Source organism: Paracoccus sp. P2, from assembly GCF_046335115.1.
Taxonomy (GTDB): Bacteria; Pseudomonadota; Alphaproteobacteria; order Rhodobacterales; family Rhodobacteraceae; genus Paracoccus; species Paracoccus pantotrophus.
Genome location: NZ_JBGOSN010000072.1, coordinates 1 through 12,815, shown reverse-complemented (window position 1 = coordinate 12,815; position 12,815 = coordinate 1). Strand labels below are relative to the sequence as shown.

The 12,815-nt window shown below is 68.1% G+C and carries 13 protein-coding genes and 2 pseudogenes; 10 read left to right on the top strand and 5 right to left on the bottom strand.

Annotated features, from left to right (window positions below; genetic code table 11):
• On the top strand, nt 1-213 hold a 213-nt coding region (locus tag ACDP63_RS22945; protein WP_409928710.1), incomplete at its 5' end, for a DUF6691 family protein.
• Nucleotides 214-588 (top strand): TIGR01244 family sulfur transferase, encoded by a 375-nt coding sequence (locus tag ACDP63_RS22940; RefSeq protein WP_036748473.1) that lies wholly within the window; start codon nt 214-216, stop codon nt 586-588.
• Between the two features lie 136 nt (nt 589-724).
• On the opposite strand, the gene ACDP63_RS22935 is transcribed toward ACDP63_RS22940, so the two are convergent.
• The gene (locus ACDP63_RS22935; RefSeq protein ID WP_231486968.1) at nt 725-1,012 is read right to left on the bottom strand and encodes an ArsR/SmtB family transcription factor; all 288 of its coding nucleotides are present in this window, start codon (nt 1,010-1,012) and stop codon (nt 725-727) included.
• 203 nt (nt 1,013-1,215) lie between these two features.
• On the opposite strand from ACDP63_RS22935, the gene ACDP63_RS22930 reads away from it, so the two are divergent.
• The 7 genes from ACDP63_RS22930 (at nt 1,216) to ACDP63_RS22900 (ending at nt 8,290) form a co-directional block, all read left to right on the top strand.
• A complete protein-coding gene (locus ACDP63_RS22930) occupies nt 1,216-1,671 on the top strand; it encodes a c-type cytochrome (protein WP_024845951.1) in 456 nt (151 codons plus the stop codon).
• Between the two features lie 293 nt (nt 1,672-1,964).
• A complete protein-coding gene (locus ACDP63_RS22925) occupies nt 1,965-2,165 on the top strand; it encodes a DUF2892 domain-containing protein (RefSeq protein WP_024845950.1) in 201 nt (66 codons plus the stop codon).
• Nucleotides 2,166-2,176: 11 nt separating this feature from the next.
• Nucleotides 2,177-3,136 (top strand): efflux RND transporter periplasmic adaptor subunit, encoded by a 960-nt coding sequence (locus ACDP63_RS22920; protein ID WP_024845949.1) that lies wholly within the window; start codon nt 2,177-2,179, stop codon nt 3,134-3,136.
• The gene (locus tag ACDP63_RS22915) at nt 3,133-6,324 is read left to right on the top strand and encodes an efflux RND transporter permease subunit (RefSeq protein ID WP_024845948.1); all 3,192 of its coding nucleotides are present in this window, start codon (nt 3,133-3,135) and stop codon (nt 6,322-6,324) included. Before ACDP63_RS22920 ends, ACDP63_RS22915 begins: the two co-directional genes overlap by 4 nt.
• A gap of 87 nt (nt 6,325-6,411) precedes the next feature.
• Nucleotides 6,412-7,218 carry an AraC family transcriptional regulator gene (locus tag ACDP63_RS22910; protein ID WP_024845947.1) on the top strand — a complete coding sequence of 269 codons (807 nt, stop codon included), beginning with the start codon at nt 6,412-6,414 and terminating at the stop codon, nt 7,216-7,218.
• Between the two features lie 65 nt (nt 7,219-7,283).
• Nucleotides 7,284-7,685, top strand: coding sequence for a DUF2000 domain-containing protein (locus tag ACDP63_RS22905; RefSeq protein ID WP_024845946.1), 402 nt, complete (start codon nt 7,284-7,286; stop codon nt 7,683-7,685).
• A 2-nt stretch (nt 7,686-7,687) separates the two neighbouring features.
• Complete coding sequence (locus ACDP63_RS22900) at nt 7,688-8,290, top strand: LysE family translocator (protein ID WP_036748470.1); 603 nt, start codon at nt 7,688-7,690, stop codon at nt 8,288-8,290.
• Nucleotides 8,291-8,345: 55 nt separating this feature from the next.
• On the opposite strand, the gene ACDP63_RS22895 is transcribed toward ACDP63_RS22900, so the two are convergent.
• Together ACDP63_RS22895 and ACDP63_RS22890 are read right to left on the bottom strand one after the other, a co-directional pair.
• Complete coding sequence (locus ACDP63_RS22895) at nt 8,346-8,708, bottom strand: DUF5368 domain-containing protein (protein WP_024845944.1); 363 nt, start codon at nt 8,706-8,708, stop codon at nt 8,346-8,348.
• A gap of 13 nt (nt 8,709-8,721) precedes the next feature.
• Nucleotides 8,722-10,071 (bottom strand): FAD/NAD(P)-binding oxidoreductase, encoded by a 1,350-nt coding sequence (locus ACDP63_RS22890; RefSeq protein ID WP_024845943.1) that lies wholly within the window; start codon nt 10,069-10,071, stop codon nt 8,722-8,724.
• Between the two features lie 384 nt (nt 10,072-10,455).
• Here ACDP63_RS22890 and ACDP63_RS22885 point away from each other — a divergent pair, with 384 nt between their 5' ends.
• Nucleotides 10,456-11,733: a solute carrier family 23 protein gene (locus ACDP63_RS22885; protein WP_024845942.1), complete on the top strand. Its 1,278-nt coding sequence runs from the start codon at nt 10,456-10,458 to the stop codon at nt 11,731-11,733.
• Nucleotides 11,734-12,196: 463 nt separating this feature from the next.
• On the opposite strand, the pseudogene ACDP63_RS22880 reads toward ACDP63_RS22885, so the two are convergent.
• Nucleotides 12,197-12,671: pseudogene (locus tag ACDP63_RS22880) on the bottom strand (hypothetical protein).
• A gap of 45 nt (nt 12,672-12,716) precedes the next feature.
• Nucleotides 12,717-12,815, bottom strand: a pseudogene (locus tag ACDP63_RS22875) (IS5/IS1182 family transposase); the annotation flags it as partial.

Sequence of the window (12,815 nt, the reverse complement as noted above, 5' to 3'; positions counted from 1 at the left end):
GCCATCGACCCGGCCCTGGTCGGCGGATCGGCGCTGTTCGGCCTGGGCTGGGGGCTCTCGGGATTCTGCCCCGGCGGCGCCATCCCCGCCATCGGCCTCATCCACCCAGAACCCGTCCTCTTCTCCGCAACAATGGCCGCTGGAATCGCAATCGTCAAAACAGGGCAGCGATGGGCCGCGGCCCGTTCTGCCGCCGATCGGCAGGGGGCATGAATGTGGCCCTTTCGACGGCGCGGCAAGCCGCGGATTCGCAAGATCGACGACCGGTTCTCGGCCACCGGCCAGCTTTGCCCCGAAGACCTGCCGGCGGTCGCGGGGGCGGGGTTCCGGGTGCTGGTCTGCGTTCGCCCCGATGGCGAGGAGCGTGGCCAGCCCGATTTCGCCACCATCGCTGCCGCGGCCGCGCGCCTTGGCCTGACCGCGCGCCATATTCCGGTTTCCGGCCAGCCTTCGGCCGGCCAGATCGCGGCGTTCCGTTGCATCCTGGCCGAGGCCGGGGGGCCGGTGCTGGGCTGGTGCCGTTCGGGCATGCGGGTGCGGGCATTCTATGCCCTGTGCCGGCAGCAGCCGGCCGCCGGCAGGGCATGAGCCCGGCCCGCGGCATGGCAATGGGCCGGGCGCCCGCGAGGAAGATTGCCCGGGCCTGGGCAGTCGAAGCCGAGCCCGCATCGCCGGGCTATCCGCAGGCTGCGCGGCATCGGGTGCTGGCCCGGCGGCTGCCGGATCAGTCCTGGGTGCCGCAGAAGATGTCGTAGAGCACTTCCATGACCTTGCGGGCAGGCTGGCTTTCGATCCGATACCAGATCGTCTGCCCTTCGCGCCGGCCGAGGATGATCTTGTCCCGGCGCAGAAGCGCCAGATGCTGCGACACGGTGGAATCGCGGATGCCCAGGAATTCCGCAAGCTGGCCCACGGATTTCTCGCCCTCTACCAGCTGGCACAGGATCAGCAGCCGATGACGGTTGCCAAGCGATTTCAGAAGGTCGCTGGCCTCGTCGGCGGCTGCGCGCATGCTTTCGGGATCTATGCTGACATCGACGCTCATGCACCATAGCTACATTATTGCGAATATACGGTCAAGATGCACGCCCCATCGGTCTTTCAGTAGCCGGCATCGCGACAGTTTGCCGCATTAATCTTCGAAAATCCGAATGTTACGGCAATTTACATAAAACGCATCAGCAAGCCCTCAAACGCAAGCAAAAGGTGATTTTCATGCACAAGATCCTTCTGGCCGCCGCCGCCCTGTCCGTTCCCGCCCTGGCCCAGGCTGCCGAGCCCGGCGATATTGCCGCCGCGCGCATCGGCTATTTCAGCCTAGTCAACCTGGAGATGGGCGGGCTGGCGGCCATGGCGCAGGGCAAGGCGCCCTATGACGCCGAACGGGCACGGGCGCTGGCCGGCGATCTCAAGCTGCTGTCGGAATATCTGCATGACGACCTGCTGATGCCGGGAACCTCGAATGCCGAGCTGGCCGGCAAGACCCGCGCCCTGCCGGCGATCTGGGAACAGACCGAGGATTACCGTGCCAAGGGCATGGCCTTCCGCGAGGCGGTCGCCGCGCTGCAGGGCGTCGCCGGCGAGGGGCAGGAGGCGCTTGCCCCCGCCGTCGGCAAGGTCGGTGCGACCTGCAAGGCCTGCCATGACAGCTATCGCGCCAAGGATTTCTAGGATGCGCGGCGGTGCCGCCCAAGCATTTGTCGGTCCGCGCAGATGATCCGGATGCAGGGGCCCTGCCGTGGCGGAGCCCCTGCATCCGGGGCCGGGCCCGCGCGATCTGCCGGCTGATCTGATCCTGCAGATGGCCGCATATGGCGCGCGCCGGCGGCCTGAACCGGCGCCAAGGCGAAATGTCGCAGGGGCCGCCAGCCGATTCTGCGGCATCGGCAAGGACTTTCCCCTTGAAACGTATTATACGAAGATATGTATATACTATCGGCAATCGGCTGTTCTGGAGTTTTCCGATGACACTTGACCGCATCATTCTTGCCTTTGCAGGGTTCATGGTCCTGCTTTCCGTCGTGTTGACCGTCTGGGTGTCGCCCCTGTTCGTCTGGCTGACGGTCTTTGTCGGCGCGAACCTGCTGCAATCCGCCTTTACCGGCTTCTGCCCGGCGGCCATGATCTTCCGCAAGCTCGGCATCAAACCCGGCTGCGCCTTCTGAAAGTTCGACCCATGCGATTGCTGCTGCTTGTCGCGCTTGTCGCCACCGGGCCGGCGCGGGCCGAGCCGCTGATCCTGGACTGGAGCGCGGTGCCCGAGATGAAGGCCGTCTACGGCACGGTCGAGGCCCGCGACACCATCCCGGCGCGGGCGCGCATCGGCGGCACGGTCGTGGAACTGCTGGTCAGCGAGGGGGATCGCGTCGAGGCCGGGGCCACGCTTGCCACCGTCCGCGACGACAAGATCGCCTTCCAGATCGCGGCCTTCGGCTCGCGGATCGCGGCCTTGCGGGCGCAGCTGGCCGAATCGGAATCCGATCTTGCGCGCGGGCAGTCGCTGGTGCAGCGCGGCGCGGCCTCGCAGCAGCGGGTCGAGCAGTTGCAGACCGCCGTCGATGTGATCCGCGGCCAGATCGCCGCGGCCGAGGCCGAGCGCGCGGTGGTCGAGCAGCAGCAGGCCGAGGGCGCGGTGCTGGCCCCGGTCTCGGGCCTGGTGCTGGGCGTGCCGGCGGTGCGCGGCTCGGTGGTGATGCCGGGCGAGGTGGTGGCGAGCCTGGGCGGCGGCGGCTTTTTCCTGCGCCTGTCGGTGCCCGAGCGCCATGCCGCCTACCTTGCCGAAGGGGCCGAGATCCAGATCGCCGCGGGCGGCAGGGCCGCCACGGGCCGGCTGGCCAAGATCTATCCGCTGATCCAGGGCGGCCGGGTGCAGGCCGATGTCGAGGTCGACCGTCTGCCCGACGCCTTTGTCGGCGCGCGCGTCGCGGTGGAGCTGCCGGTGGGCCAGCGCCGGGCGCTGCTGGTGCCGGCCGCGGCGGTGACGACCCGCGCCGGCGTCGATTTCGTTAGCGTGGCCGGTGTCTCGGGCGAGGTGCGGCGGGCGGTGCTGACCGGCGAAACCCTGGTCCGGGACGGCGTGGAGATGGTCGAGATCCTGACCGGCCTTGTGCCGGGGGAAACGGTGATCGTTCCATGAACACCCCCGGCGATCCCCCCCGCAGCCCCGGCCTGGCCGGCTGGCTGACGCGTGGCTTCATCACCTCGCCCTTGACGCCGCTGTTCCTGATCGCGGCGCTGGCCTTCGGGCTGATCGCGCTGATCAGCCTGCCGCGCGAGGAAGAGCCGCAGATCTCGGTCCCCATGGTGGACATCCGCGTCCAGGCCCCCGGCCTCAGGGCCGAGGATGCGGTCAAGCTGGTGACCGAGCCGCTGGAGACCATCGTCAAGGGCATCGACGGGGTCGAGCATATCTATTCCCAGACCCAGGACGATGGCGTGCTGGTGACGGCGCGCTTCCTGGTCGGCACCTCCTCGGATGCGGCGGTGCTGCGCGTGCATGACAAGCTGCGCGCCAATATGGACCGCATCCCCCAGGGCATCCCCGAGCCGCAGGTGGTGGGCCGAGGCATCGACGACGTGGCCATCGTGGCGCTGACGCTTTCGGCCCGACCCGATGCGGCGGAACGGGTGACGGCGGCCGAACTGACCCGCATTGCCCGCGAATTGCGCACCGAACTGGCCAAGATCGACGATGTCGGCCTGACCTATCTGATCGGCGAAACCGAGGAGGCGATCCGCGTCGCCCCCGATCCCGCCCGGCTGGCGCTTTACGGCATCACGCTGCAACAGCTGGCCGGCAAGGTCCAGGGCGCCAACCGCGCCCTGCCGGCGGGGATGGTCCGCGAGGACGGCCGGCAGGTGATGCTGGTCGCGGGCGAGACCCTACGCAGCCCCGATGAGATCGGCAACCTGGTGCTGACCGCCCGCGACGGCCGCCCGGTCTATGTCCGCGACGTGGCTGATCTGGGCTTCGTCGGCGACACGGCCGAGGCGCTGGTCGCCACCCTTACCCGCGATTCCGGCCGGCGTCCGGCGGTGACGCTGGCGCTGGCCAAGCGCGCCGGCGCCAATGCCGTCACCGTGGCCGAGGCGATCCTGCACCGCGCCGAGGCGCTGCAAGGCACGCTGATCCCCGACGACATGCAGGTCGAGATCACCCGCGACTATGGCGAGACGGCCAACGAAAAGGCCAACGAGCTGCTTTACCACCTGGGCCTGGCGACGCTGTCGATCATCGCGCTGGTCTGGCTGGCCATCGGCCGGCGCGAGGCGCTGGTGGTGGCGGTGGTGATCCCGGTGACGATCCTGCTGACGCTGTTCGCGTCCTGGATCATGGGCTATACGCTGAACCGGGTCAGCCTGTTCGCGCTGATCTTCTCGATCGGCATCCTGGTCGACGACGCCATCGTGGTGATCGAGAACATCGCGCGGCATTGGGGCATGGGCGACACCGACCGCCGCGAAACCGCCATCGAGGCGGTGATCGAGGTCGGCAACCCCACCATTGTCGCCACGCTGACCGTGGTGGTGGCGCTGCTGCCGATGCTGTTCGTTTCGGGGATGATGGGGCCTTACATGAGCCCGATCCCCTCGAACGCCTCGGTGGCGATGATCTTTTCCTTCTTCGTCGCGGTGACGGTCACGCCCTGGCTGATGCTGAAGGTCGCCGGCCGCGCGCCGCTGCATCACGAGGCCGAGGGGCAGGGCGGCCGGCTGGGCCGGACCTATGCCGCCATCGCCCGGCCGGTGCTGGCCAGCAAGGGCCGGGCCTGGCTGTTCCTGGGCGGGGTGATCGTGCTGACCTTCGGCTCGCTCGCGCTGTTCTATACCCGCGACGTGACGGTGAAGCTGCTGCCCTTCGACAACAAGTCGGAACTGTCCGTGACCATCGACCTGCCCGAGGGCGCGGCGGTCGAGACCACGGATGCCGTGGCCCAGGCCGTGGCCGGGGTGGCGATGGAACTGCCCGAAGTGGTCTCGGTCCAGACCCATGCCGCCGCCGCGGCGCCGTTCAATTTCAACGGCTTGGTGCGGCATTCCTTCTATCGCACCCAGCCGCACCAGGGCGAGGTGGCGGTCAACCTGTCTGCCAAGCACGACCGCGACCGTTCGAGCCACCAGATCGCGCTGGACCTGCGCGCGCGCATCCAGGCGCTGCCGCTGCCCGAGGGCACGGTGCTGAAGGTGGTGGAACCCCCGCCCGGCCCGCCGGTGATGGCGACGCTGTTGGCCGAGGTCTATGGTCCCGACCCGGAAACCCGCCGCGCGGTGGGCGAAAAGGTCGAGGCGGCCTTCCGTTCGGTCCCCTTCATCGTCGACGTGGACAATTCCTGGGGTGATGCCGCGCCGCGGCTGCGGGTGCTGATCTCGCCCGACGACCTGGATTTCTACGGCGTGGCGGAATCGGATGTCTTCGACAGCATCGCCATCCTGAACGGCTCGACCACGGTTGGCTATTCGCATCGGGGCGAGGGGCGGGCGCCGATCCCGATCCGGGTCGAACGGCCCCGCGACCAGCGCGTGCCGGGCGAGGATTTCCTGACCACGCCGATCCCGGCCGATCTGCTGCCCGGCAATCGCGGCGTGGTCGAACTGGGCGACGTGGTGCGGATCGAGGATGAGGACGCCTCGCATATCCTGTTCCGCCACAACGGCCGGCCAGCCGAGATGGTGACTGCGGAACTCGCCGGCGATTTCGAGGCGCCGCTTTACGGCATGATGGCGGTCAGGGATGCGCTGGAGGCGCAGGACTGGGCCGGCCTGCCCAAGCCCGAGATCCGGCTGCGCGGTCAGCCCGAGGATGACAGCGCCAGCACCTTGCTGTGGGACGGCGAATGGGAAGTGACCTGGGTCACGTTCCGCGACATGGGCGGGGCCTTCGCGGTGGCGTTGCTGGGCATCTATATCCTGGTGGTGGCGCAGTTCGGCAGCTTCCGGCTGCCGCTGGTGATCCTGACGCCGGTGCCCCTGACCTTCATCGGAATCCTGGGCGGGCATTGGCTGTTCGGCGCCCCCTTCTCGGCGCCCTCGATGATCGGTTTCATCGCCTTGGCCGGGATCATCGTCAGGAACTCGATCCTGCTGGTGGATTTCATCCGCCACGACACCACCGGCCGGCCGCTGACCGAGGTGCTGATCGATGCGGGCGCCGTGCGCTTCCGGCCGATCCTGCTGACGGCGCTGGCGGCGATGATCGGGGCGGCGGTGATCCTGACCGATCCGATTTTTCAGGGGCTGGCGATCTCGCTGTTCTTCGGGCTGATCTCCTCGACCCTGCTGACGGTTCTGGTCATCCCGGCGGTCTATCGGGTGTTCCGCACCTGAGCCACCGCGCCGGCGGCTGGCCTTGCCGGGATGGTTGCCCTATTCCCCGGCGGGGGTCCGACCGCGTTCCCTGTCCCGACAGACGCCATGCAAGCAAACCGTTATCACCACCTTGGCTGGCATCACGGCATCGAACTGTTCGAGGCCGCCTTCAGCCACCAGACCTTCGGCCGCCATGCGCATGAGGGCTTTGCCATCGGCGCCATCGCCGAAGGCGCGGGCGGCTATGTCTGCCGGGGCGAGACCATGGTGCTGCCGGCCGGCACCCTGTCGCTGATGAACCCCGAGGAACCGCATACCGGGCATGCCGCCGCCGACCGGGTGCGCTATACCATGCTTTACGCCTCCGAGGCGGCGGTCCGCGCCGTGCTGGGCCTGCGGCATTTGCGCGGCTTTGCCACCATTGCCCCGCGCGACCGCGGGTCGCGGCTGGGCCGGGCCCTGGCGCATCTGGCCCATTGCCTGAATGCCCCGCCCGGCCCCGACTGGCGCCTTGCGGCGGAGGAGGCCGCGCATAGGGTCCTGGCGCTGGCCTTCGGCCAATACGGCCGGGCCGAATTGCGCCCGGCAGGGGATGAGCCCGCGGCGATCCGGGCGGTGCGGGCGCGGATCGCCGCCGGGGTCGCGGCGGGCGAGGCGCTGACCCTTGCCGAACTGGCCGCCGGGGTGGGGCTGAACCCGTCCTATCTGATCCGCAGCATGCGGCGGGCCACCGGGCTGACGCCGCATGCCGATGTCCTGCAGGCCCGCATCGGCCATGCCCGCCGGCTGCTGCTGGAGGGCGTGCCCGCCGCCGAGGCCGCGGTCGCGGCGGGGTTTTGCGACCAAGCGCATCTGATCCGGCAATTCCGCCGTCACCTGGGCGTCACCCCCGGCGCGCTGCTGCGGCATTAGCAGGTCGATTTCGTCCAATCCTTGCCCGCTCGATCCATGGCACGGAGACCGGGAAAGGAACCGCCATGCCATTGAAACCCGTCATCATCCTGGCCGCAGACCTGCCGTTGGGGCTCAAAGCCAATTTCGCCGCCGTCTTGGGCATGAGCCTGGGCCGGCTGCGTCCCGACCTGCTGGGCGCGGCCACCGCCACGAGCGACGGCATCGCCTTGCCGGGCATCACCACCGTTCCCCTGCCGGTGCTAGGCGCGCCGTTGCCGGAGCTGCCCGGCCTTTTCGCCCAGGCCGAAACCTTGCCGCTGCGGCTGGCCTATATGCGCGCCGCCTTCGAGGCGCGGGACTATTCCGACTATGCCGCCCGCATCGCCGCCGCGCCGCTGGCGGATCACGCGCCGCAGGCCATCCTGCTGGCAGGCGCGCGCAAGGCGGTGGACCGGATCTGCGGCCGGCTGCCGCTACTGCGCTGACCATGGCCGAGCCGCAGGCCCTGCTGGCGATGGCCGGTTTCGCCCTGGCGGCCTCGGCCACGCCGGGGCCGGTCAATATCATCGGCGCCATGATTGGCGCGCGGTTCGGTCCGCGCCGGGCGCTGGGTTTCGTCAGCGGGGCGACCGCGGGCTTCCTGATGCTGCTGCTGGGTTTTGGTGCCGGGCTGCTGGCGGGAACCGGCTGGATCCTGGCGCTGTCCCGGCCCATGACGCTGGCCGGCGCGGCCTATCTGCTGTGGCTGGCCTGGCGGCTGCTGCGCGGCGACGGCCGGGTCGAGTGGAGCGGTCCGGCAGCGACGGCCGCGCCCGGCTTCTGGTCCGGCGTCCTGGTGCAGGGGCTGAACCCCAAGGCCTGGCTGGCGGTCTTGTCCTCGCTCTCGACCTTCGTGATGCCGCTGGCCGATCCGGCGACGGGGCTGGCGGCGTTCGCGGCGCTTTTCGGCGCGATCTGCTGGCTTTCGCTTGCCGCATGGGCCTGGGGCGGGGCAAGGGTCGGACAGGGCCGGCTGCGGGCGTTCAACCGCGGCATGGCCCTGGTCCTGGCGCTATCCGTGGCCTGGATGCTGGCGCGGGCCTTCAGCTGACAAGCCAGGCGCAGGGCGATCCCGAAGCGCGATCGCCCCGCACTTGCGTCCCGGATCAGGAATTCTGCCCGGACCGCGAAGGCCGCAGCAGCGACTGGATGGTATAGATCAGGATGGCGCTGCCCACCGCGCCCAGCACCGCCACGCCCAGAAGCACGATCACGTCGACCGGTCCGCCGATGTCGCGCAGGCCGGAATGCGTCATCTGCTGGACGAAGATCACCGCCAGCACCGCGCCGAAAGGCATGGAAAGCTGCGCCCAGAGGAATTTGCGCATCGACATCGCCCGGTCTCGAATCAGCACGTAAAAATAGGCCAGCGTGACCAGCACGGCGAGCGCGACCATGGTCCAGAACAGGCCGCGGCCGAAGATTTCCTCGAAGACCGCGATCACCGTGCCGAATGTCAGTTCTTTCATGATGCTTCCCCTGTCAGGCCCGGCCGCGCAGCATGGCGTTATAGGTGGCCTTCAGCGCCACCTCCTTCATCAACCAGCTGATCCACAGCTCTTCCAGCGGCGCGATGACGCCGGGGAAAGAGGGAACCAGGTTGTTGTGATAATCGAACTCGACCAGCATCGCGCGGCCGACGCGGGTGATGAGCGGGCAGGAGGTATAGCCGTCATAGACCTCGGTCCCCTCGCGCCCTTGCAGGCTGGCGATCAGGTGGTCCTCGATCACCGGAACCTGCCATTTCACCGAGGCCGCGGTCTTGCCCTTGGGCACGCCCGCCACGTCGCCAAGCGCGAAGATTTCCGGGTAGCGCAGATGGCGCAGGGTCTTCATGTCGCATTCGACCCAGCCCTGGTCGGTCCATTTGTCCGCCCAGGACAGGCCCGACTGCCGGATTACCTCGGGCGCGTGCTGCGGCGGGATGACATGCAGGTAGTCATAGGGCATTTCGGTGGTGGACTTGACCATCTCGCCCGTCGCCGGGTCGGGGGCCGCGGTTTCGAACTGCGCCGTCTTGCGGCCGGGGTCGATGGATTTCAGCGTATGGCCGTAATAGGTGGCCACGCCCCGCTCGCCAAACAGCATGCGCACCTTTTCCGCGACGATCGGCACCGAGAACAGCGCCGTCTGCGGGCAGGTGTAATGCATCTCGTACTTGCCCTTGGCGCCGCCGCGGCTGGCGATGTCGTCCAGCAGGAAGGTGTGCTTCAGCGGCGCGCCGGCGCATTTCATCTCGGTCGCGGGGCGGGTGAACAGGCCGACGCCGCCTTCCTCGGTGAATTTCGATGCCGCCTGCCAGGTCTTGGCCGCATAGTCCGGCCCGGCGTAAAGCGCGCCGATCCCGTCCTTGCCCACCATGTCCAGCGAAAAGCCCTGGATCGCGCCGTGGTCCAGCACCAAGCCCGGCGCCACGATCAGGAAGTCGTAATCGAGCTTTTGTCCCTTTTCCGTCGAGACGGTCTTGGCCACCGGGTCGATGGCCGCCGCGGCCTCGGCGATCAGCGTCACGCCCGAGGGCAGCCAGTCGGTCGTCTTGGACACCACGTAATCGGCCGGCTTCAGCCCGGCCGCGACCAGCGACAGGCCGGGCTGGTAGAGATGCTGCGCCCTGGGGTCGATCAGGGTGATCTGCGCCCCGTCCAGCCGCTGCACCAGCCGGTTGGCCAGGGCGGTGCCGCCGGCCCCGGCGCCGATGATGATGATCCTGGCCTTGGTCGCGACCCTGGCGGCCTGGGCGGCGCGGACACCCAGGCCCGCCGTCACCGCGCCGGCAAGCGCAAAGCCCAACACCCCTCTGCGAGAGGGTCTGAAATCGTTTCGTCCTGTCATTCGGCCTCCTCCTGACTTTCTGCGGCCGGTCCGGGAATGTGGTTTCCGGTGCCGCGGCCACATGCGCTGACACCCGACCGAGCCTGCAACGACCATGAGCCCAGTCGCAGCACGCAGGCGTTCGACAGGTGGATTAAGACGGTCGGGGCGGCGCTTCCAGTTACCCGAATCGGATGTTGAGCCCATTCATATTCGATATTATGAATGTATCAACATGCCCAATAGGCCGTATTTTACTTACGCGGCACTTGGTCGCAGCGCGGGGCAAGCCAGGCAGGCGGTTCCGCATCGGGCGGGCCGCTTGCGCCATTCTGCGGTTGCCACTGGCCTTTTTCCGCAAACCTGCCCAAAAGCCGGTCCATCGAACCGAATCCGAGAGACGTGATGGGCTATTTTCCTGACTGGCGCCCCGCTGCGGGGGCCACGGTGCTTCCCGATGAAAAGCTGCCGCTGACCCAGGCGGTGCCGATGAGCCTGCAGCATTTGCTGGCGATGTCCGGCTCGACCATCCTGGCGCCGCTGATCATGGGCTTCGATCCCAATGTCGCGGTGTTCTTTTCCGGCATCGGCACGCTGCTGTTCTTTGCCGTGACCGGGGGGCGGGTGCCCAGCTATCTGGGCTCGTCCTTTGCCTTCATCGCGGTCATCATGGCGGCTACCGGCTTTGCCGGCGGCGGGCCGAACCCCAATATCGCCGTGGCGCTTGGCGGCATCATCGCCGCCGGCCTCGTCTATGCGCTGATCGGGCTGGTGGTGATGGCCATCGGCGCAGGCTGGGTGGAAAAGCTGATGCCGCCGGCGGTGACGGGCGCCATCGGCATGTCCATCGGGCTGAACCTGGCGCCGGTGGCGGTCAAGCAGCTTGCCGGCAGCCATGCGCATCTGAGCATCGCGCTGGCCACCGTGCTGTGCATGGCCATGGTCTCGGTCTATGGTCGGCAGGCGACGCGGCGCATCGCGGTGCTGATCGCGCTGCTGTTCGGCTATGGGTTGGTGCTGGCGCTTGGCAACGGGCTGGGCCTGGTGCCGGGGATCGACTTCGCCGCCGTGGCGGCCGCGCCTTGGTTCGGGGTACCGAACTTCACCGCGCCGCGATTCGAATGGTCGGCGGTCAGCCTGATCGCCCCGGTCGCCATCGTGCTGGTGGCCGAGAACCTGGGCCATATCAAGGCCCTGGGCGCGATAACCGGGCAGAGCATGGACCGCTATATCGGCCGGGGGTTCCTGGGCGACGGGCTGGCCACCATGCTGGCCGGCGCGGGCGGCGGCACCGGCGTCACCACCTATGCCGAGAATATCGGCGTCATGGCCATGACCCGCGTCTACTCCACCCTGATCTTTCCGATGGCGGCGGCGATCGCGATCTTCCTGGGCCTGTCGCCCAAGTTCGGCGCCGTGCTGCAAACCATCCCGGCCCCGGTGCTGGCGGGGCTGGCGGTGTCGGTCTTTGGCCTGATCGCCTCGGCCATGGCGCGGATCTGGGTGGACAACAAGGTCGATTTCTCGGACCCGCGCAACCTGTTCACCGTGGGGGTGGCGCTGATCCTGGGGGCCGGGGATTTCACCGTGAACATCGGCAATTTCTCGCTGGGCGGCATCGGCACTTCGACCTTTGCGGCGCTGGTGCTGTATCAGCTGCTGGGCATCGGTCGGCGGGCGTGACACCCTGCGGCGGGATCGCCGCACCGTCGGGAAACCTCCGAAGGGCGGTCCGATATCGGGACTGGCTGTCTTGATGGGAAAGACGATAGGCGGCGGTGGTGGCCGAGATATGCAGCGCCTCGGTCGCCTGGGCACCGATCCAGCCGATCACGCCGGGATTCGGGACCGACCGCAGCCTGGTGTCACCAAGCTGAAATGACGCGCGGCCAGCCATTTGGGGATGTCGCTTCAGGCTGGGCGGCTGCTCGAGACGGCAGGCCGGCCCCGGTCCGTGCCATCCGCAAGCCCGCGGCCGCCGTGTTCATCTTGGACGCTTGCGCCGGTGCCGGGATCATGGCTCGGATGCTGGCCAAGGCGTTGCCACATGCGCCGACATCCGCCGGCCAGACCGCGCCGACCCAAGCCTTGCTGCCCGAGATGGCGAAGCGCCGGGCCGACCTCGCGTGGATCTTGCGGCCAGGCCTCACAACCCATAGATGACGGTCGCGGCGAGGGCGCAGGCCGAGAGAAACAGGATGGGGCGGCGATCGTAGCGGGTTGCGATCCGACGCCAGCCCTTGAGATGTGCGAGCATGTTTTCGATCCGGCGGCGCAGGCGATAGCGGCTGGCGTCGCGCGGGATCGGACCTTTCCGGCCGATGCGGGAGGGGATGCATGGCGCAATGCCTCTTTCGATCAGGGCATTGCGAAACCATCCGGCCCCACCGCTTCCAACGCTTGTAGAGTGTCTTTGGAGGGCCATAGGCCGCAGGGCGTTCGGCCCGCTCACCCGAACCAACGGCGTTCGGGGCCTCACTCCACAGCAACCCCTTGCGCTGAACGAAGATTATCCCGCTCAGCACGCGCCGGTCATCGGCCCGAGGCTTGCCTCGGGACTTCGGAAAGAACGGCCTCGGCCGCCCTATCGGCGCATCCGTCAGCCAGGAAAGCTCGCTCATCATCCCTCCAAAATGTGAACCGGCGTGCAAAATTGACCCCGTAGGTCATGTTGACAAATGGCGGAGCCAGAGGCGGATCGACGTGATGTCGATGAAGCCCAGGAAGCTTTCGGCGGTCTTGTCGTAGCGGGTGGCGACGCGACG